The sequence below is a fragment of the Stenotrophomonas sp. GD03819 genome (assembly GCF_029841665.1).
GTDB lineage: Bacteria > Pseudomonadota > Gammaproteobacteria > Xanthomonadales > Xanthomonadaceae > Stenotrophomonas > Stenotrophomonas geniculata.
The window spans coordinates 29,675-50,114 of record NZ_JAOCEW010000003.1 but is presented as its reverse complement, the minus strand read 5'-3'; the positions used below and the strand labels follow the sequence as shown (position 1 = coordinate 50,114).

The 20,440-nt window shown below is 67.4% G+C and carries 19 protein-coding genes; 14 read left to right on the top strand and 5 right to left on the bottom strand.

The genetic code is table 11. From position 1 onward, the window contains the following. Positions 1-48: 48 nt before the first annotated feature. Positions 49-1,014: a ribokinase gene (locus N5D45_RS02605; RefSeq protein ID WP_010481872.1), complete on the bottom strand. Its 966-nt coding sequence runs from the start codon at positions 1,012-1,014 to the stop codon at positions 49-51. Between the two features lie 25 nt (positions 1,015-1,039). Next, the gene (locus N5D45_RS02600) at positions 1,040-2,338 is read right to left on the bottom strand and encodes a nucleoside transporter C-terminal domain-containing protein (protein WP_049453452.1); all 1,299 of its coding nucleotides are present in this window, start codon (positions 2,336-2,338) and stop codon (positions 1,040-1,042) included. A gap of 193 nt (positions 2,339-2,531) precedes the next feature. Between N5D45_RS02600 and N5D45_RS02595 the strand changes: the two genes are divergently transcribed. The 5 genes from N5D45_RS02595 (at position 2,532) to N5D45_RS02575 (ending at position 7,946) form a co-directional block, all read left to right on the top strand. Then, positions 2,532-3,503 (top strand): aldo/keto reductase, encoded by a 972-nt coding sequence (locus tag N5D45_RS02595; RefSeq protein WP_241877337.1) that lies wholly within the window; start codon positions 2,532-2,534, stop codon positions 3,501-3,503. Positions 3,504-3,750: 247 nt separating this feature from the next. Then, on the top strand, positions 3,751-3,945 hold the full coding sequence (locus tag N5D45_RS02590) for a hemin uptake protein HemP (RefSeq protein WP_005412278.1): 195 nt from the start codon (positions 3,751-3,753) through the stop codon (positions 3,943-3,945). Positions 3,946-4,134: 189 nt separating this feature from the next. Further along, positions 4,135-6,342 carry a TonB-dependent hemoglobin/transferrin/lactoferrin family receptor gene (locus tag N5D45_RS02585; RefSeq protein ID WP_279938457.1) on the top strand — a complete coding sequence of 736 codons (2,208 nt, stop codon included), beginning with the start codon at positions 4,135-4,137 and terminating at the stop codon, positions 6,340-6,342. Between the two features lie 4 nt (positions 6,343-6,346). Then, positions 6,347-6,946, top strand: coding sequence for a Hemin transport protein (locus tag N5D45_RS02580; protein ID WP_109815228.1), 600 nt, complete (start codon positions 6,347-6,349; stop codon positions 6,944-6,946). Positions 6,947-7,019: 73 nt separating this feature from the next. Next, complete coding sequence (locus tag N5D45_RS02575; protein WP_279938421.1) at positions 7,020-7,946, top strand: DUF6607 family protein; 927 nt, start codon at positions 7,020-7,022, stop codon at positions 7,944-7,946. Between the two features lie 107 nt (positions 7,947-8,053). Here N5D45_RS02575 and N5D45_RS02570 read toward each other — a convergent pair whose 3' ends face one another. After that, positions 8,054-10,570, bottom strand: a complete 2,517-nt coding sequence (locus N5D45_RS02570; RefSeq protein WP_279938420.1) for an FtsX-like permease family protein — start codon at positions 10,568-10,570, stop codon at positions 8,054-8,056. Further along, positions 10,567-11,214: an ATP-binding cassette domain-containing protein gene (locus tag N5D45_RS02565; RefSeq protein WP_134959139.1), complete on the bottom strand. Its 648-nt coding sequence runs from the start codon at positions 11,212-11,214 to the stop codon at positions 10,567-10,569. Before N5D45_RS02565 ends, N5D45_RS02570 begins: the two co-directional genes overlap by 4 nt. A gap of 75 nt (positions 11,215-11,289) precedes the next feature. Between N5D45_RS02565 and N5D45_RS02560 the strand changes: the two genes are divergently transcribed. From N5D45_RS02560 to N5D45_RS02550, 3 genes are all read left to right on the top strand, one after another. Next, the gene (locus N5D45_RS02560) at positions 11,290-11,934 is read left to right on the top strand and encodes an arylesterase (protein WP_279938419.1); all 645 of its coding nucleotides are present in this window, start codon (positions 11,290-11,292) and stop codon (positions 11,932-11,934) included. A gap of 87 nt (positions 11,935-12,021) precedes the next feature. Continuing rightward, complete coding sequence (locus N5D45_RS02555) at positions 12,022-12,735, top strand: response regulator transcription factor (protein ID WP_002811889.1); 714 nt, start codon at positions 12,022-12,024, stop codon at positions 12,733-12,735. A gap of 155 nt (positions 12,736-12,890) precedes the next feature. Then, positions 12,891-14,162: a HAMP domain-containing sensor histidine kinase gene (locus tag N5D45_RS02550; RefSeq protein ID WP_032129926.1), complete on the top strand. Its 1,272-nt coding sequence runs from the start codon at positions 12,891-12,893 to the stop codon at positions 14,160-14,162. Positions 14,163-14,298: 136 nt separating this feature from the next. Here the strand turns inward: N5D45_RS02550 and N5D45_RS02545 are convergent, their stop codons facing one another. Beyond that, positions 14,299-15,000, bottom strand: a complete 702-nt coding sequence (locus N5D45_RS02545; RefSeq protein ID WP_043398040.1) for an SGNH/GDSL hydrolase family protein — start codon at positions 14,998-15,000, stop codon at positions 14,299-14,301. Between the two features lie 213 nt (positions 15,001-15,213). Here N5D45_RS02545 and N5D45_RS02540 point away from each other — a divergent pair, with 213 nt between their 5' ends. The 6 genes from N5D45_RS02540 (at position 15,214) to N5D45_RS02515 (ending at position 20,439) form a co-directional block, all read left to right on the top strand. Then, the gene (locus tag N5D45_RS02540) at positions 15,214-15,609 is read left to right on the top strand and encodes a diacylglycerol kinase (protein WP_010481854.1); all 396 of its coding nucleotides are present in this window, start codon (positions 15,214-15,216) and stop codon (positions 15,607-15,609) included. Positions 15,610-15,641: 32 nt separating this feature from the next. Continuing rightward, a complete protein-coding gene (locus N5D45_RS02535) occupies positions 15,642-16,391 on the top strand; it encodes a TerC family protein (RefSeq protein WP_043398043.1) in 750 nt (249 codons plus the stop codon). Between the two features lie 225 nt (positions 16,392-16,616). Next, positions 16,617-17,777 carry an MFS transporter gene (locus tag N5D45_RS02530; RefSeq protein WP_164192270.1) on the top strand — a complete coding sequence of 387 codons (1,161 nt, stop codon included), beginning with the start codon at positions 16,617-16,619 and terminating at the stop codon, positions 17,775-17,777. A gap of 659 nt (positions 17,778-18,436) precedes the next feature. After that, complete coding sequence (locus N5D45_RS02525) at positions 18,437-19,054, top strand: LemA family protein (protein ID WP_164194539.1); 618 nt, start codon at positions 18,437-18,439, stop codon at positions 19,052-19,054. 3 nt (positions 19,055-19,057) lie between these two features. Next, positions 19,058-19,945, top strand: coding sequence for a TPM domain-containing protein (locus N5D45_RS02520; protein ID WP_279938418.1), 888 nt, complete (start codon positions 19,058-19,060; stop codon positions 19,943-19,945). After that, positions 19,945-20,439 (top strand): TPM domain-containing protein, encoded by a 495-nt coding sequence (locus N5D45_RS02515; RefSeq protein ID WP_125438285.1) that lies wholly within the window; start codon positions 19,945-19,947, stop codon positions 20,437-20,439. Before N5D45_RS02520 ends, N5D45_RS02515 begins: the two co-directional genes overlap by 1 nt. The last annotated feature ends 1 nt before the right edge of the window (position 20,440 follow it).

The following is a 20,440-nucleotide window of genomic DNA, read 5'->3' as shown; positions in this document are numbered from 1 at the left end:
CCCGGGTGTCTGCACACCCGGGCTTCTTCATCCACGCATGGCGTGGAATTACTTTGCTTCGGCGTCGGCCGGGGTGAAACGCGGCATTGCCGCAGCGGCACCTTCCTTCTCGGTCGAACGACCGGCGAACTGGTTGGCGAAGCGCACGTGACGGGCGAACGGGGCGTCGGCCACCTGTGCCAGCGATGCGGCCAGCGCACCGTTGAAGGCGTCGCCGGCGCCGGTGGTGTCGATCGCCTGCACCTGTTCGGCACCCACGCGGTAGTACGGCTGGGTATCGCCGCGCAGGTTCTCGTCGGCATGCGACACGAACACGCCCACCGAACCCAGGGTCACCACCACCGTGCCGTTGCCGACCAGCTTGCGGCACAGCGCGTGCAGGCTGGCGCCATCCAGCGCGGCGACGTCGTTGGCATCCACGCGCTCACCGACATGACGGCCGAGCAGGGCGGCGAACTCGGTCTCGTTCGGGGTGATCACATCGGCCAGCTTGAGCAGGCCGATGGTGGAGGGGGCATCGGCCGGTGCGGTGTTGAGCACGGTGGTGACGCCGGCCTCGCGGGCCGTGGCCAGTGCCGCTTCGATGGTCTGCACCGGCGATTCCAGCTGCACCAGCACCACCTTGGCGCCGGTCAGCAGCGCCTGCTGCTGTTGCAGGAAGTCGGTGCTCAGCGCGGCGTTGGCACCCGGGCCGATCACGATGGTGTTGCGGCCGCGCGCGTCCACATAGATGCCGGCGGTGCCGGTCGGTTCGCTGCTGGCCTCGGCGATCAGACCGAAGCCGTCCTGCGCGGCCAGCTCACGGGCGGTGGCGCCACCGGCGTCGTCGCCCAGCGCGCACACGAAGTGGGTGTCGGCACCGGCGCGGCAGGCCGCCACGGCCTGGTTGAAGCCCTTGCCACCGGGGCCGGTGCTGTAACGGCCGGCAATGGTCGCACCCGGTGCCGGCAGCGACTCGCATCGCCACACGTGATCGACATTGAAGGAACCGACGACAACGACACTGCTGCTCATAGGGAATCTTTTCTCAACCAAGGGTTCAACTGAAGTGCGTCAGCACGCCGGCGATGGTCGCCGTCATGAAGGTGGCAATGGTACCGCCCAGCACGGCGCGCAGGCCGAACTTGGCCAGGTCGTGGCGACGTTCCGGGGCCAGCCCGCCGATGCCGCCGATCTGGATCGCGATCGAGCTGAAGTTGGCGAAGCCGCACAGCGCGTAGGTAGCGATCAGGCGACCTTCCTCGGACAGGCTCACGCCGGCGATCTGGCCGTTCACGATCTGCGACAGCTCGGTGTAGGCCACGAACTCGTTGATCACGACCTTCTGGCCGATCAGCGAGCCGACGGTGGTGGCATCGGCCCACGGGGTGCCGATCACCCAGGCGATCGGGGCCAGTACGTAACCGAAGATGGTCGACAGGTTGGTCGGCTTGCCGATGGCAGCGGCCAGGCCGGTCACATCGCCAATCCAGGTAAGCGGTGCGTTCAACAGCGCGATCAGAGCGATGAAGGCCAGCAGCATCGCACCGATGTTCAGCGCCAGCTTCAGGCCGTCACCGGCGCCGGCAGCGGCCGCGTCGATGATGTTGCTGGAGGTCTTTTCGACTTCCATCTTCACCGTGCCGCGGGTCAGCGGGGTGCCGGTTTCCGGGATCAGCAGCTTGGCCACGACCAGGGTGGCCGGGGCCGCCATGATGCTGGCCGCCAGCAGGTGCTTGGCATAGAAGGCCTGCTGCGCCGGATCACCGCCGCCGAGCATGCCCACGTAGGCCGCCAGCACGCCACCGGCGATGTGTGCCATGCCGCCGATCATCATGGTCAGCAGCTCGGACTGGGTCATCCTGGCGATGTACGGGCGCACGGTCAGCGGCGCCTCGGTCTGGCCGATGAAGACGCTGGCGCAGACGCTGGTGGTTTCCGCGCCGGACACGCGCATCACCTTGGTGATCGACCACGCCATCACGCGCACAATCGCCTGCATGACGTTGAGGTGGTACATCACCCCCATCAGTGCAGAGAAGAAGATGATGGTCGGCAACACCTGGAAGGCAAAGATGAAGCCGTAATTCTTGGTGTCCATCAACGAGCCGAAGATGAAGCCCGAGCCCTCGTTGACGTAGCTGAGGATCTTGACGAAGCCCTTGCCCAGCGCGTCGAACACGTCGCGCCCGCCCGGCACCAGGATCACCAGCGCCGCAAAGGCGATCTGCAGGGTGATACCGGTGGCAACCAGCTTCCAGTCAACCGCGCGCTTGTTATTGGAAAACAACCAGGTGATGCCGATCAGCACCGCCAACCCGAACAGGCCGAAGCCGATCCTGCCCAAACCTTCGACCATGTGAGTGACTCCCCTGGGGCGTCGCGAAAAACGGGAAGCCTAGTGCAGGGCAGGGGCCGGGGCAAGAAAAAGCAGCGTGTGCGCGGCCATCGGTGCCGATCAGGCCAGCAACGGCAAGGGCTTGCGGCTGGCGGCGGCAGGTAGAATGGGGTTTGATCCCGGCCCGGATGCGGGCCCGCAGCAGGAGATTTGCATGCAATACCGTCGCCTGGGCTCCACCGGCCTGCCGATTTCCGCCTTGTCCTTCGGCGCCTGGGTGACCTTCGGCGATCAGGTTCCGCGCGATGAGGCCCGCAACCTGGTGGCCGCCGCCTGGGATCATGGCGTCAATTTCTTCGACAACGCCGAGGGCTATGCCAACGGCCGTGCCGAACAGGTCATGGGGGACGTGATCACCGACCTGCGCCTGCCGCGCGACGGCTTCTGCGTGTCCAGCAAGGTGTTCTTCGGCAGCGCCAAGGACCCGCGACCGACCCAGCGCGGACTGTCGCGCAAGCACGTGACCGACGCCTGCCACGCTGCACTCAAGCGCCTGCGGGTGGACTACCTGGACCTTTATTACTGCCACCGCCCGGATCCGGACGCGCCGATCGCCGAGACCGTGCACGCCATGGATACCCTGGTACGGCAGGGCAAGATCCTTTACTGGGGCACCTCGGAGTGGCCGGCGGCGCAGATCCAGCAGGCGCTGGACATCGCCGAGGCGCGCAACCTGCAGGGCCCGTCGATGGAGCAGCCGCAGTACAACCTGCTGCACCGCGAGCGGGTCGAGGTCGAGTACGCGCCGCTGTATGCCGGTGCCGGCCTGGGCACCACCATCTTCTCGCCGCTGGCCTCGGGCCTGCTCACCGGCAAGTACGACCAGGGCATCCCGGCCGATGCAAGGCTGGGGCGCGAAGGCATGGAGTGGTTGCAGGACCTGGTGCTGGGGGCCGACGCCGGGGCCCGCCTGGGTCAGGTGCGCCGTTTCAGCGAAGTCGCGCGCGCGCTGGGCCAGGCCCCGGCCACGCTGGCGATTGCCTGGTGCCTGCGCAACCCGAATGTCTCCAGCGTGATCCTCGGCGCCAGCCGGGTCAGCCAGCTGCTGCAGAACCTGCAGGCACTGGACGTGCTGGAGCAGGTCGACGCCGCCGGCTGGGCCCAGGTCGAAGCCGTCTTCGCCTGACAGCCCTTTGCGGAGTCGAGCCATGCTCGACTCCGCGCGCAGCGCGGGCGTTTCCTGGCGACGGCGCCAAGAGCAGTCGAGCGTGGCTCGACTCTACAAAGGTGTCGCATTCAATCTTTTGATTGATGGTGTTTATCGAATTTCCGAATTCGATCATTAATCTCATCAATGAAATTGAGAATGGTTGTTGATTGTCAACTGAGAATCATTATCATTTAACTCGTCCCTCGCACGAGTCCAGATGCTCATGAATGCTCAACCTGTACTGCTGCGCCCCGAAACGCTGACGCTCCGCGATCGACCGGTCCGCGTCGTTCCGCCGGAAGAGGTCATCGACAGCGAAGCCCTGCTCAAGGGCCGTCGTGAAATCCTGATCCAGCACGGCGACCGCTTCTATCGCCTGCGGCACACCAGCAACGACAAGCTGATCCTGACCAAGTAATCGCGGCCTGGTCGCCCGCCTCCCTCCCTCCTGCCGGCAGCGCCGACAGGGTGGGCGACCCGTCCGCTCCTGCTCTCTCCCCCTCGGTCTACCGCGTGCACCTTCCGGGTGTGCCGGTAACCGGGGGTTCCCCTGCCTGACCAAACGAACCCGATGACCCGCCATACCGCCCTTTGCCTTGCTGTCTGGATGGCGCTGCCGCTGTCCGCCCACGCTGCTGCCACTGCCGCACCCGATGCGCGCGAATTCGATCGGGTGCAGGTCACCGCCACCCGCACCGAGCGGGCCGTGAGCGACGTGGCGGCCACCGTGGACGTCATCGACCGTGAGCAGATGGACCGGCACCTGGTGCAGGACATCAAGGATCTGGTGCGCTACGAACCGGGCCTGTCGGTCACCCGCAGCGCGACCCGCTTCGGCCTGGATGGTTTCCGCATCCGTGGCCTGGACGGCAACCGCGTGCGCATCCAGACCGACGGCATCGTCATGCCGACCCGGTTCGACATCGGTTCGTTCGCCAGTTCCAACCGCAACTTCACCGACCTTGATACGCTCAAGCGCGTCGAGATCGTGCGTGGCCCGGCCAGCTCGCTGTACGGCTCCGATGCACTCGGTGGCGTGGTCGCGTTCGTGACCAAGGACCCGGCCGACTACCTCAAGGATGGCAAGAACAGCTACTTCGGCCTGAAGTTCGGCTACGACGGTGAGTGGACGGGCCTGCTTGGCGGTGCCACGGCGGCCTTTGGTGGTGACCATTGGAGCGGCCTGGTCAACGTCAACCACCACCAGGGTCAGGAAAACGACAACAAGGGCACGGTGCGCAGCGACAACGACACCCGCACGGCGTCCAATCCGCAGGATCGCGACGGCCGCAGCCTGCTCAGCAAGCTGGTCTACGCACCGAGCGAGGACCAGCGCTTCCGCCTGACCGTGGAAGGCAACGAAGACACCACCGATACCAATGTCCTGTCGGCGATTGCCAGTGTTGCGCCGCGTCCCGGCGCGATGGCTGCCGCAACTGGCATGAAGTCCCACGACACCCAGAAGCGCAACCGCGTGTCCTTCGCCCACGAAATGGATGCGCTGGACCAGCCGTTCGCCGACAGCCTGCACTGGCAGGTGTACGCGCAGAACAGCGAAACCCGGCAGCAGACCGACGAAACGCGCACCGACGGCACCCGCCGCCACCGCGTGTTCTCCTTCGACCAGCATGCCTATGGCCTGCAGGCGCAGTTCAACAAGGCGTTCACCACCGGCAGCGTCGAGCACGCAGTGACCTACGGTTTCGAAGGCACCCGTACCGAGATCCGCCAGAAGCGCGACGGCTACCAGGTCAGCAAGGCGGGCGTGGTCAGCAACACGGTGTTGCCGGACACCTTCCCGGTGCGTGACTTCCCGATCAGCAAGACCACCGAGCTGGGCCTGTATGCACAGGATGAGATGCGCTTTGCCGATGGCAGGCTGTCGCTGGTGCCGGGCGTGCGCGTGGACCGCTACGAGCTGAAGCCGGAAGTGGACAGCATCTTCGCCGAAGACAACCCGACCACGGCCGTGGCGCAGCTGAAGAAGACCAGCGTGTCGCCGAAGCTGGGCATGGTCTGGCGCTTCACCGACCAGTGGTCGTTGTTCGCCGGTTATGCGCGTGGCTTCCGATCGCCGCCGTACAACGACGTCAACATCGGCCTGACCAATGTCGCCTTCCGCTATACCGCCATCGCCAATCCGGACCTGAAGCCCGAAACCAGCGACGGCTACGAACTGGGCCTGCGCTTCATCGCGCCGGCGGCGTACGTCAGCGTCAGCGGCTACTACAACGACTACAAGGATTTCATCCAGTCCAACGTCGATACCGGCCGCAACGCACAGGGTTTGACCGTGTTCCAGTCGCAGAACATCGCCGAAGCACGCATCTATGGCGCGGAAATGAAGGCCGGCATCGAGTTCGGCGAGCTCAGCCCGGCGCTGAAGGGCTGGGCGCTGCGCAGTGCGTTGGCATGGTCGCGTGGTGACAACCGGACCGATGACGAGCCGCTGGCCTCGGTCGATCCGCTTCGCGGCACGCTGGGCCTGATGTACGACACCGATACCTGGGGCGTCGAACTGGCCGGCACCTTCGTACAGCGCAAGAAGCGCCTGCCGCCGCCTGCTGCGCAGACCAATCCGAACGCACCGGCACCCTTCGTCTACCAGCCGGCCGGCTACGGCGTGCTCGACCTGATGGCGCACTGGAACTTCGCGCCGGGTGCCACCTTCAATGTCGGCGTGTTCAACCTGGCCGACAAGCGCTACATCGAATGGTCGTCGATCACCCCGAGCCTGATCACCAATCGCGCACTGAGCGATCGTTTCAGCAGCCCGGGCCGCACCTTCTCCGCCAGCCTTGCCGTTTCCTGGTGACCTCATGAGCCGAGCACTGTCCGCACGCAGGAATGACTCCATCGCCGCGCCGCACAGCGGGGCCTGGCCGACCCCGGCACAGCTGGCCACGCTCGGCACCGTGTTGTGCCTGTACCACGCTGACGGCAACGAGCTGGGTGGCTGGCGCCAGGCCGTACGCGTGCACGCCTGCCAGGGCGTGGACAGCGAGGGCCTGCGCGAAAGCCTGTGCTTCCTCGATGGCCGCGGCCGCTGCGTGTGGCGTCTGTACCTGCTACCGGACAGCGATTTCCTGGCCTGGGACCGGCTGGTGGCCGCGTTGCCGCCGGGACCGGAACACGACAGCGATGGCAGCGTCGGCGAACGACTGTGGCGGCGCCTGGCCGGCCATCTCGGCGGCCAGCGCTGGCGCCTGTGCGCGCTGCGCCTGCACGCCGCCGACGACGGGCGCACCCTGGCGGCCAGCCTGTCGACCCTGTCCTCGCTGGGCGCGGCCACCGCCCGCCGCATCGCACGCCTGGAAGGTGCTGAAGGCGAACTGGTGATCGACGACTGTTGTTGTGCCGACGCCGCCCGGCGCCCGGCGCCACGGATTCCCGGCGACCTGCCGCTGATCCGTCTGTGACCCTCTCCTGATGGAACGCCCGTTGGCCACGGATGGCCCCTCAATGAATCTGCACCCCCGAAGGAAGACCCCGATGAAGCTCCAGACAGCCAGCGCCATGCTGCTGCTCGCCGCCAGCGGCGTGGCCAGCGCGCAGCCCTCCGATATCGCCCGCGACCACGACAGCATCCTTGCCATGCAGGGTGAGTACACCGTGGACTTCGCGTTCGACGAGACCGTGCTGCTGAAGCCGGGCTACGAGCGTGCATCGGCGATGCGCAGCGGTGGCAGCGAAGTGGTCATCGTGGTCGAGGACACGCCGAAGCGCATCGTGCTGCAGCACCTGCTGCTGGACGAGAAGAGCGGCCACATCACCAAGCACTGGCGCCAGGACTGGGTGTACGAGGCACCGAACCGTTTCGAGTTCAGTGCCGACCAGACCTGGAAGGTGCGCAGCATTCCGGCGGCGGTGAACCAGGGCGCCTGGACCCAGTGCGTGTACGAAGTGAGCGACGCACCGCGCTACTGCGGCACCGGCACCTGGACCTACACCAACAACGTGCCGAGCTGGACCAGCGACCTGAGCTGGCGCCCGCTGCCGCGCCGTGAGTACACCAAGCGCAGCGACTACAACGCGCTGGCCGTGATCAACCGCCACACGCTGACCCCGAACGGCTGGACCCACGAACAGTTCAACACCAAGGTGCAGCGCAACGCCGACGGCAGCCAGGTGGAGATCGCACGCGAGTTCGGCTTCAACGACTACGTGAAGACCACCGAGATCGACTTCACCCCGGCGCGCGACTACTGGAAGGCGACTGCCGGTTACTGGGCCAAGGTGCGCCAGCGCTGGGACGGTTTCCTGGCCCAGGCCCCGGGCGTGCACCTGAAGACCAGGATCGACGGCATGGCGATGATCATTCCGCTGTTCACCCAGGCCGAAGAAATCCAGTCCGGCAAGAAGGTGAAGGACACGCAGATCGACGACGTGTTCGCCAAGTACGTGGAAAAAGCCCAGTAGATCCACGCCATGCGTGGATGTGCTTGTTCCTCGAACACTGGCAACGCCGTCATGTGCTCTTGGTAGGTGCCGAGCTTGCTCGGCACGCGCCCCGGTCCGGCGCCGCCTCAGGCCTCGCGCAGGGCCAGTGCCGGTGGCGTATGCAGGATCGCCCGCGTACCCCACCAGCCGGCCAGCAGGCTCAACCCGATACCGGCCACGCCGCCGATCAGCAGGCCCGGCCACGGCGGCAGCAACGGCAGCTCGAACACCTTCTGCGAGACCGCCACACCGATGGCGGCCGCCGCCCCCACCGCCAGCAACGCGGCCAGGGTGCCCAGCGCGCCGAATTCCACCAGCACCGCGCCGCGCAGCTGCCGCCGGGTCGCGCCCAGCGTGCGCAGCACCGCGCTGTCGTAGCGACGCTCGCCCGCCGTGGCCTGCAGCGCGGCCAGCAGCACCAGTACGCCGGCCAGCAGGCTGAACACCATCACCAGCTGCACCGCCTGTGCCACCCGTTCCATCACATCGCGCACCTGCGAGATCACCGCATCCACGTCCAGCAGCGACAGGTTGGGCTGCGCGCGTACCAGCTCGCCCAGTCCGGCTGCCTTGCCGGCCGGCAGATGGAACGCCGACAGCAGGTTGTGCGGGGTGTCGCCCACCGCATTCGGGTTCAGCAGCACGAAGAAGTTCGGCCGGAAGGTGTTCCAGTCCGCCTTGCGCACGCTGGTGACGGTGAACTCGCGCTCCTGTTCGCCCACGGCAATGGCGATGCGGTCGCCCGGATGCACGCCGTAGCGCCTGGCCCAGCCGATTTCCACCGATGCTTGCGGCGCCGTGCTGTCGGCCTTCCAGAACGTGCCGTTCAGCAGCGTGTTGGCCGGCGGGAAGCTGCTGCGCCAGCTGAAGTTCAACGGCCGGTTTTCATCATCGTCGTCCCGCTGTGCTTCGCCTGACGGTGGCTGCCCGCTCTGTTCCGGCGAGCGGTCCACGCGCAGCGGCGGCTTGCCGTTGATCGCGATCAGGCGGCCGGTGGCCATTGGTTCGATGCTGGCGTCGTTGGCGCCCAGCCCGCGCAGCGCTGCCAGCACGCTGTCGCGTTGCTCGGGCTGGATGTTGATCAGGAAGTAGTTCGGTGTATCCGCAGGCAACCGCTCGCGCCACTGCTGCAGCAGGCCGGGACCGGTCACTGCCAGCAACAGCAGCGCGCACAGCGACAGTGACAAGCCCACCAGCTGCATCACCGCCAGCATCCGGCGCCGGGTCAGCGCCGCCAGGCCCAACCGCCAGTGGCCGTGCAGGCGATGCTGCAGGCCGCGCATCAACTGCAGCAGCACGAAACCGACCACGCCGGCCGCCACCGCCAGCCCGCCCAGGCCCCCCAGCACCCACAAGGCCAGCTTGAGGTCGCCGGTGACCTGCACCGCCAGCACCAGGCTGGCCCCCAGCGCGGCCACATAGGCCAGCAGCGAGGCCGGTGGCAGCGTGGCGAAGGAACGGTTGAGTACGCGCATTGGCGGCACCCCGCGCAGGCGCAGCAGCGGTGGCAGGCCGAAGCCGAACAGCAGCAACAGGCCGATGCCGGCACCGGTCAGCGCCGGCATTGCCTCCGGCAGTGGCAGGCGCTGCGGCACCAGGCTGCCCAGCACCTGTACCAGCCCTTCCTGGGCGGCCATGCCCAGGCCGATGCCAAGCGCACAGGCCGGTACTGCCAGCATCAGCAGCTGCAGTGCCAGGCCGAGCAGGATGTCGCGCTGGCGCGCACCGAGGCAGCGCAGGATCGCCACCTGGTCGATGCGGCGCAGGGCGAAGCGGTTGGCCGCCAATGCGGTGGCCACGCCCGCCAGCAGCACCGCCAGCAGCGCGCTCAGGCCGAGGAAGCGGCCGGCCAGGTCGAAGGCCTGGCGCACGCCGCGCTGGGTGTCATCCACGCTCAGCAGGCGCAGGCCCTTCACCTGTGGCAGCAGCCACTCGCGCAGGGACGCGATCTGCCCCGCCGGTCCCGCAAACATCAGCCGGTAGTTGATGCGGCTGCCGGGGCCGAGCAGGCCGGTGTCTTCCACATCAGCACGGTTGATCAGCAGGGTGGGGGATAGGGTCAACAGGTCGCCACCGGCATCCGGCTCGGCCTCGATGATGCCGGCAATACGCAGCGTGCCGGCGCCGAATTCGAGGTCATCGCCGGTCTTCAGCCCCAGCCCCTGCAGCAGGCGCGGGTCGGCATAGGCCTGGCCCTTGGGGGGCATGCCGGCCTCGGCGATCAGGGCGCCGCCAGGTGTGGCACGCACCCGCAGCGTGCCGCGCAGTGGATAGCCCGCCTGCACCGCCTTGATGCTGGCCATCTGGCTGGCATCACCGTTGAACAGCACGCTGCCGAAGCTGGCGATGCGGGTGAAGGCCAGTCCACGCCGCTGCGCCTCGTCGGCGAACGCCTGCGGCGGGTCATCGCGCCCGGCAATGCCGAGGTCACCGCCGAGCATTTCCGCTGCGCTGCCGGTCAGTGCCAGGTTGACCCGGTTCACCAGCGTGCCGACTGCGGTCATCACTGCCACGCCCAGCACCAGTGCGGCGAACACGGTCAGCAGGTCGCCGGCCAGCGCCTCGCGGCGCAGCGCGCGCCACGCGTGCCGCAGCAGGTTCATGCCTGCGCCCCACGCTCGACCGGCAGCAGGCGGCCGTTGTCGATGCGGTGGATGTACTGGCAACGCTGGGCCAGGCGCAGGTCGTGGGTGACCAGCACCAGCGTGGTGCCGCTGCTCGCGTTGAGTTCGAACAGCAGGTCGCTGATGTGCTGGCCGGTGGCGTGGTCCAGCGAGCCGGTCGGTTCGTCGGCGAACAGGATGCGTGGGCGGGTGACGAAGGCGCGCGCCAGTGCCACGCGCTGCTGCTCGCCGCCGGACAGCTGGCGCGGGTAGTGGCGAGCGCGATGGGCCAGGCCGACCTGGGCCAGCACTTCATCGACCCGTACGCGGTCCTCGCGCCCGGCCAGCTCCAGTGGCAGCGCCACGTTCTCGGCGGCGGTCAGCGCCGGCAGCAGGTGGAAGCTCTGGAAGACGAAACCGACCTCGCGTGCGCGCAGCTGGGCACGTGCTTCCTCATCCAGTGTCGCCAGATCCTGCCCGGCGAGGCCTATGCGGCCGCGGCTGGGCAGGTCCAGCCCGGCCAGCAGGCCGAGCAGGGTGGTCTTGCCGGAACCGGAGGCGCCGACGATGGCCGCGCTGGTGCCTTCATGGACGGTCAGGGTGATGTTGTCCAGTATGTGGACTTCACCCTCCGGGCCCTGCACTGATTTGCCGACCTGGTCGACGGCGATGGCAACGGACGCGCTGCGGGGGGACAGGCTGTCGATGAGGAGACTCCAATGCGCAAGACGGGATGGAGCCGGCGAGCCGGCGTGATGATGGTGCTGCTGCTAGGGTTCCTGCTGCTGCCCGGGCTGGCCTGTGCCAAAGGTCCGGCCGGCACCGTGCTGGTCCTGGGCGACAGCCTCAGTGCAGCCCACAATATCCCCGTCGACGCCGGCTGGGTCAGCCTGCTGCAGCAGCGGGTCAGGCAGCAGTCGAAAACCTCGGCACGCATCGTCAACGCCAGCATGAGCGGGGAAACCACCGCCGGCGCGCTGACCCGCCTGCCGGGCCTGCTGGCGAAGGAAAAACCGACCGTGGTGGTGATTGCCCTCGGCGGCAATGACGCGCTGCGCGGACTGACCCCGGCGCAGGTGCAGGGCAACCTGGAAAAGATGGTGCAGGCCAGCCAGAAGGCCGGTGCCAAGGTGCTGCTGCTGGGCATCGACGTGCCGCCCAACTACGGCCCGGCCTACCGCCAGCGCCTGGCCGCGGCCTACAAGGCGCTGGCCACGCAGTACAAGGTGCCGCTGCTGCCGTTCCTGCTGGAGGGCGTGGCCCTGCAGCCGGGCATGATGCAGGCCGATGGCCTGCACCCGACCGCACAGGCGCAGCCGAAGGTGCTGGACAACGTCTGGCCGCTGCTGCGCCCTCTGCTCTGAACGATTTACTTCCCTCTTGACGGAACTTCACATCGCGTCCACCGTCGATCCGGCATGTTTCACAAAGCTGAAGTTAGAGGGAATCACATGCGTCAGACGAAGGAGACCTCCGGCTTGGTGCTGGTGGTCGAAGACAACCGCAACATCTCCGAGATGATCGGGGAATACCTGGAAGGTCGCGGCTTTGAAGTCGACTATGCACAGGACGGCCTGGATGGCTACCGCCTTGCGGCGGAAAACAGCTATGACGTCGTGGTGCTCGACTTGATGTTGCCGCGCCTGGATGGCATCGAAGTGTGCCGTCGCCTGCGCAACGATGCGCGCAAGTCCACCCCGGTGCTGATGCTCACGGCACGCGACACGCTGGACGACAAGCTCACCGGCCTCGGTTTCGGCGCCGATGACTACCTGACCAAGCCGTTCGCGATCCAGGAGCTGGAAGCCCGCCTGCGCGCGCTGATCCGCCGCGAACGTCGCCAGGTGGGGTCGGAAGTGCTCAAGGTCGCCGACCTGGTGCTCGATCCGGTCAGCATGCGTGCCACCCGTGCCGGTACCGAGCTGCAGCTGTCGCCGATCGGCCTGCGCCTGCTGACCATCCTGATGCGCGAATCGCCGCGCGTGGTCACCCGCCAGGAGATCGAACGCGAGATCTGGGGCAACGGCCTGCCGGATTCGGACACCCTGCGCAGCCATCTGTACAACCTGCGCAAGATCATCGACAAGCCGTTCGACCGTCCGCTGCTGCATACCGTGCAGAGTGCCGGCTACCGCATTGCCGACATCGCCCAGCCGATGGCCTGAGCAGGCCCGCGCCGGTGCAGCCGCAGGCCGGGCCGGGCTGCGGCCCGGCACAAGGGCAGGGGATGATCGTCCGGCAGTGCCGCCGGTCATCGCCCGTGCATCCCAACGGCGCGGTGCGCTGCCTATAATCGCAGCGCTCTGACCGGGACTCCGCAATGCCGCACGGCCTGCCGCGCAAGATCCGTATCGCTTTCATCCTGCAGGCAGTGCTGGCCAGCCTGGGCATCCTGCTCGGTGCGTGGCTGGTTTCGCTGGTGATCAAGCACAGCCTGGTCGGCGCCGCCCTGCGCGAGGAGGCGGCGTACTTCTGGACGCTGCACGAGGCCTCGCCGGTGCAGCCCCCGCCCAACACCCAGAACATCCGTGGCTACCTGCTGGAAAGCGGGCAGTCGGCCCTGTCGCTGCCGGCCAACCTGCGCAATCTGGAACCCGGCTTCCACGAACTGCCCAAGGACGACCAGCTGGTGCTGGTCGATGTGCGCCCGGCCGGCCGCCTGTACCTGGTGTTCCTGCGTTCGCGCGCGGAGATGCTGGCGTTCTGGTTCGGCATCGTGCCGGTGCTGCTGACCCTGCTGGCGGTGTATGGCGCCAGCTGGGTGACCTATCGGGCCTCCAAGCGCCTGGTGTCGCCGGTGAACTGGCTGGCGCGGCGCGTCTCACGCTGGGACCCGGGCCACCCGGAGGCAGCCGACCTGGAACCGAACAAGCTGCCGGCGGACATGCAGGGCGAGACCCGGCAGCTGGCGGCCGCACTGCATTCGCTGGCCAACCGGGTCAGCGCGCATGTGGCGCGCGAGCGCAATTTCACCCGCGACGCCAGCCATGAACTGCGCACACCGTTGACCGTCATCCGCGTCGCCAGCGACATGGCACTGGGCGATGACAGCCTGGAGCCGCGCCTGCGCCGCAGCCTGCAGCGCATCCAGCGTGCAGGCCGTGACATGGAGGCGGTGATCGATGCCTTCCTGATCCTGGCCCGCGAGGCCGACGTCGAGCCCCAGGTCGAGCTGTTCGACGTCAACGACATCGTCCGCTATGAAGTGGACAACGCCAACGAACTGCTGGGTACGCGCCCGGTGTCGGTGCACCTGCACAGCGATGGCCCGGTGCAACTGCATGCGCCGCCGCGGGTGCTGCAGGTGGTGGTCAGCAACCTGGTGCGCAACGCCTGCAGCTACACCGACGAAGGGCGCATCGACGTGCATGTGCACAACGACCGGGTGGTGGTGCGCGATACCGGTATCGGCATGTCGGCCGACGCGCTGTCGCGGGCCTTCGAGCCGTTCTACCGTGCCGAGCCGAGCCGTCCGCAGGGCACCGGCCTGGGCCTGTCGATCGTGCGCCGGCTGTGCGACCGCTTCGGCTGGAAGGTCAGCCTGGCCAGCGAGCCAGGCCAGGGCACCGAGGCCACGGTGATCTTCCGCTGAGGCGGCACCTGCTGCCTCGGTAGATGCCGACCTTGGTCGGCGCTTTCAACAGGAGTCACGCCGGTGCCCGATGCCAACCAAGGTTGGCATCGACCGGAAGGCGTGCGCGTGGCGCCTCTGCGGCGTCCGCAGTCCCTCAGTTGCAGTTGACCTTCGGCGCCAGTGCCTTGGTCCAGATGTCATAGCCGGCCGGGGTCATGTGCAGCATGTCCTCGCGGAACAGCGACGCATCCGGCTGGCCATCGGTGCCGAGCATGGGTGTGTAGACGTCGGTGAAACCGGTATTGGGCAGCTTGGCCAGGGCGGCCTTGATCAGCGCGTTGGCCTCGTTGATCGCCGGCAGCAGATGCGCACGCGACGGGCTCGGCTTGATCGACAGGTACTCGACCCTGGTCTTCGGCAGGTCGCGATGCACGCGCTGCACGAAGGCAACCACATCGTCACGCACCTGCACGGCGCTGCGGCCGCTGTTGAGGTCGTTGTCACCGGCGTAGAAGAACACCTTGCACGGCGCATACGGCACCACGATGCGGTCGGCATACCAGGTGCTGTCGCGCACTTCCGAACCGCCGAAGCCGCGGTTGAACACCGGCTGGCCGGGGAAGTCGGCTGCCAGGCCTTCCCACATGCGGATCGAGGAGCTGCCGATGAACTCGATGCCGCCCCGTGGCGGCGGGTTGGCCTGGTCGGCGCTGGCGAAGCGGGCCATGTCGCCGGCCCAGGCCACGTTGGAGACCTGCTCGGGCACGCGCGGCGGCTTGGCCGGGCTCAGCGCCTGGGCCAGGGGGGCGACGGTCAGCAGGCCCAGCATCAGCAGGCAGGTACGGCGACGGGACATCAGGCGCTCCAGCAGGGAAGGGGAAAGCCATCATAGAAGCTGGGGCGGGCCGGGGCTTGCCCTAGACAGTCCATTCACCGGGCCGGTGCCGGGATGCGGCTGGCGGCCTTGTGGCAAAATGGCGGCCATCTGCCTATCCCTGTGCACCCATGATTCCCTGCCGTGCGTCTGAGCGGTCGCTGCGCCGCGCCCCTGTTGCTGGATGTTCCACCCGTGGCTGATCAGTTTGGCCATCTGCCCCGCGGCCCGCGCCGCATCGTCCAGGCCGCCCGCTGGTCCTGGCAGGGCCTGCGCGCCGCCTGGCTGCACGAGTCCTCGTTCCGGCTGGAGGTCTACCTGCTGATCCTGCTGACCCCGGTCGCGATCTGGCTGGGCCAGACCCCGGTCGAGCGCGCGCTGCTGATCGGCTCGATGCTGCTGGTGCTGGCGATGGAACTGGCCAACTCGGCCATCGAAGCGGTGATCGAACGTTACGGCAGCGAGATCCATGAACTGGCCGGCCGCGCCAAGGACATGGGCTCGGCGGCGGTCTTCGTGCTGATGATGAACGTGCTTCTGTGCTGGGCGCTGGTCGTGGTCCCGCATGCAATGGCCGGCAATTACGGCTGATCCCCATTCCCCCACTGCCCTGAAGAGTTTCCATGTCCTTTGAGTTCCTCGCCGACCCCAATGCCTGGGTGACCCTGTTCACCCTGAGCGCACTGGAAATCGTGCTCGGCATCGACAACCTGGTGTTCATTTCCATCGCCGTCAGCAAGCTGCCCGAAGAGCGCCGCCCGTTCGCGCGCAAGCTCGGCATCGCGGTGGCCTGCATCACCCGTATCGCCCTGCTGGTGTCGCTGGCGTATCTGGCACACATGGCGGCCAACCTGTTCACGGTGGCCGGCATGGGCATCTCCATCCGTGACCTGGTGTTGATCGTCGGCGGCCTGTTCCTGATCATCAAGGGCTTCATGGAGATCAAGGAACTGATCAGCGGCGGCGAGGATGAAGATCCCAGCACCACCAAGGCGTCGGCCGTGTTCGGCTACGTGATTGCGCAGATCGCGGTCATCGACATCGTGTTCTCGCTGGACTCGGTGATCACCGCCGTCGGCATCGCCGACCACATCCCGGTGATGGTCGCCGCGATCCTGCTGTCGGTGGCGGTGATGCTGCTGGCCGCCAACCCGCTGGGCCGCTTCATCGATGCCAACCCGACCGTGAAGATGCTGGCGCTGGCCTTCATCCTGCTGATCGGCGCGGTGCTGATCCTGGATGGCCTGGATGTGCACATTCCCAAGCCCTACATCTACGCTGCCATGGGCTTCTCGGTGCTGGTGGAGTGGCTGAACCTGCTGATGCGCCGCCGCGCCCGCGAACACAATGTGCCGGGCGCCGGCAACTGGTAAGCGCGCCACAGGCGTGTGAGTCCCTCGGAACCCCCGGCATGCCGGGGGTTCTGCGTTGTGGGGGCTCGGCTTCACTATCGCGCTGCGTTTTTTGCACTTGTAGCGGGTTTCCGGGCCCCACTTGTGAACCTGGATCAATAGTGTTTTCCCGGGGCGAGGCTTAATCCGGCACAGCAAAGCGCGCAGGCTACGCACTCCCGATTCCCGCCCCCAGGAAAACCTCCCATGAATCCCAGAGCCGCCTTGCTGGCGCTTGCCGTCGGCGCCTTCGCCATCGGAACCACCGAGTTTGCGCCGATGGGCCTGTTGCCAGTCATCGCCGACGGCGTGGGCGTGGGCATTCCCACCGCCGGCATGCTGATCACCGCCTACGCCGTGGGCGTGATGCTGGGGGCCCCGGTAATGACGCTGCTGATGGGACGGTTCGGCAAGCGCACCGCGCTGATGCTGCTGATGTCGATCTTCGTGGTCGGCAACCTGCTCTCGGCACTGGCCCCGAACTACGGCCTGCTGCTGCTGTCGCGTCTGGTCACCAGTCTCAATCACGGTGCCTTCTTCGGCATCGGTGCAGTGGTCGCCGCCAGCCTGGTACCGAAGGAAAAGCAGGCTGCAGCCGTGGCCACCATGTTCATGGGCCTGACCATCGCCAACATTGGTGGTGTGCCGCTGGCAACCTGGGTGGGCCAGCAGCTGGGCTGGCGCCTGTCCTTCGCCGGTACTGCGGTGCTGGGCCTGGTCGCGATCACCGCGCTGGGCTTCGCGCTGCCGGCGTCCGCGCCGGGACCGCGCCCGGACGTGCGCCGTGAACTGAAGGCGATCCTGCAACCGCAGGTGCTGCTGGCGATGGCCACCACCGTGCTTGGCGCCGGTGCGATGTTCACCCTCTATACCTACGTCGCACCGGTACTGACCGAGTTGACCGGCGCCTCCAACGCCTTCATCGCGATGTCGCTGGCCCTGATCGGCATCGGCTTCACCTTCGGCAACGGCATCGGCGGGCGCATGGCTGACTGGTCGCTGGATGGCGCCACGCGCATCCTGCTGGCGGTCCTGGCCGTACTCATGTTCGTGCTGCCACTGGCCTTCATGCACCATGCTACTGCGGCGCTGGGCGTGCTGCTGTTCGGCGCAGCGACCTTCGCTATCGTGCCGCCGCTGCAGATCCGGGTGATGCAGGCGGCCAGCGAGGCGCCGGGCCTGGCGTCGTCGATCAACGTCGGTGCGTTCAACCTGGGCAATGCGGTGGGCGCCGCGCTGGGTGGTGCGGTGATCAGTTCGGGGCTGGGTTACGCGGCGATCCCGGTGGCCGGTGGCCTGCTGGCGGCCACGGGGTTGCTGCTGGCATGGCTGGGGCGTCCGCGCGCTGCGGTGGCTGAGGCCTGCTGAGGGGTGTTGGATTCCGGCAGGGCTGCGCCCTGCACCCGCAGAGGCAACGTCAAAAGCTGGGCTACTGAGGGATGGCGGGGCGGGTCCGGTGGCGGGGGACGCCGTAAACCCGTCCCTGGGGGCTTGGCCGCGGCATCCATGCCGCGGACACCCCCGCCACCGGACCCACCCCGCCTTCGACAGTCTTCCGCGATCTGTCGGAATGCGTTCTGCGCTGCTGTTGGTAGGTGTCGATCTTGGTCGACACGGTAGATCCACGCCATGCGTGGATGGCAGACACCAGGAATGTCTGAAGGGTCGGCTTTTGCCTTTGGCTTTTCTTTTGATCTTCTCTTTTGATCTTCCCGCGGTGCGCAGAAAACTGTCCATGGCCGGGAGGGTGGGTCGGCTGGGGGCGTGAGCGCCATGGGCCCGAGGCATGCCACGGGCGGGTTGGGCAGGATGCCCAACCCCGGTCTTGCCGTGTGCGCAGGACAGTGCACACGAGCAAGCGGCGACCGAGCTTACATGGACGTACTTGCAGCGGCCCCCAGCCGACCCACCCTCCCGGCCCATCCCCGAGCTGGCTGGACCACACCGCGGAGGGGGCGGCGCCCGATGGCCGGTCTTTCACCCGAACCATGGCATGCTCGGCGCCAAGCCCACCCGGAACCTCCGCCATGCGCCTGTTCACCCGCGTCCTGCCCCTGATGCTGTTGGCCTCCCTGCTGTCCGGCTGTGGCTACAACGCCATCCAGCAGAAGGATGAAGCGGTCAAGGCCAGCTGGTCGGAGGTCATCAACCAGTACAAGCGCCGCGCCGACCTGGTGCCCAACCTGGTGCAGACCGTGAAGGGCTTCGCCAGCCAGGAAGAGCGCGTGCTGACCGAAGTCACCAATGCCCGTTCGCGTGTCGGCCAGATCAACGTCAATGCCGACGACGAAGCCTCGCTCAAGCAGTTCCAGCAGGCCCAGGGCGAACTCGGCAGCGCCCTGTCGCGGCTGCTGGTGGTGACCGAGAACTATCCGGAGCTGAAGTCCAACCAGAACTTCCGCGACCTGCAGGCGCAGCTGGAAGGTACCGAGAACCGGGTCACCGTCGCCCGCGGCCGTTACATCCAGCAGGTGCAGGACTACAACACCTACATCCGCTCGTTCCCGCAGGTGATCACCGCCAAGCTCTTCGGCTACAAGACCAAGCCGAACTTCACCGTGGACAACGAAGCACAGATCTCCACCGCGCCGGCGGTCGATTTCGGCAACACGCCGCAGCAGCCGGCACCGCAGCCGGGCCACTGACCCATGCGCCTGGCCACTGCGCTGCTGGCCCTGCTGCTGTGGCTGCCGCTGGCCTCGCAGGCGCAGCAGCTGGCGCCGGTTCCTGCGCTGGATTCGCCGGTGGTCGATACCACCGGCACGCTGGATGCCGCGCAGAAGCAGGCACTGGTGCAGCAGGCGATGGAACTGCAGCAGCGCAAGGGCAGCCAGCTGCAGGTGCTGGTGGTGCCCACTACCCAGCCGGAAGACATCGCGCAGTACACCACGCGCGTCTTCGACCAGTGGCAGATTGGCCGCAAGGGCGTGGATGACGGCGTGTTGCTGGTAGTGGCCAAGGACGACCGGCGCGTGCGCATCGAGCCGGGCTACGGTCTGGAAGGTGCGATTCCCGATGCCATCGCCAACCGGGTCATCCAGGAATACCTGGTGCCGCGCTTCCGCAGCGGCGACTACGCCGGTGGCATCACCGATGCCACGGCGGTTCTGGTCAAGTTGATCGACGGCGAAACGCTGCCGGCACCGGTCAGCGGCCATCGCGGGCGTGAGCCCAGCGGTGGCGGTGATACCTGGTTCCTGGCGCTGTTCATCGGTGTGTTCGCCGGCAGCATCCTGCGCGGCGTGTTCTCGCGCGTGCCGCGTCCGCTGCGTGGCGTGCTCGGCGGTGCCGGTGCGGCGCTGGCGGCGTTCCTGTTCACGTCCACGCTGCTGGCCAGTGGCCTGGCGGGCATCGTGGGCCTGATCGTGGCCATGCTCTCAGGCCACCCGGGCCGCTTTGCCGGTGGCGCTGGCTGGGGCGGTGGCAGCTGGGGCGGCGGAGGCGGCTTTGGCGGGGGCGGTGGATTCGGTGGTGGCGGCGGCTGGGGCGGTGGTGGTGGCCGCTCCGGCGGTGGCGGTGCTTCGGGGGGCTGGTGATGATCCAACGACTGTGTCGTCATGTGTTTTCGCCGTCGGTACGGCGCGCGTTCCCGCCGGCCACCCTGCAGGCGATCACCGAGGCCATCGCGGCCGGTGAGCAGCGCCACGGCGGGCAGGTGATGTTCGCGGTGGAAGCGGACCTGCCGCTGGCCGCGCTGTGGCACAGGGTCACCCCACGCCAGGCCGCCGAGCATGCCTTCGCGCGCCTGCGCACCTGGGATACCACCCACAACAATGGCGTGCTGATCTACCTGCTGCTGGCCGACCACGCCATCGAGATCATTGCCGACCGTGGCCTGCACGGCCGGGTCAGCCCGGCGCAGTGGCAGCGGGTCTGCACCCACCTGCGCGAGGGCCTGCGTGGTTCCCATCCGGTGGAAGCGCTGCAGGATGCCATCGACGAGGTCTCCAGCCTGATCGAAGGGCACTTTCCGGCCTCGACGCGGTCGAACGATGACGCGTTGCCGAACTCGCCCCAGCTCCTTGGTTGAG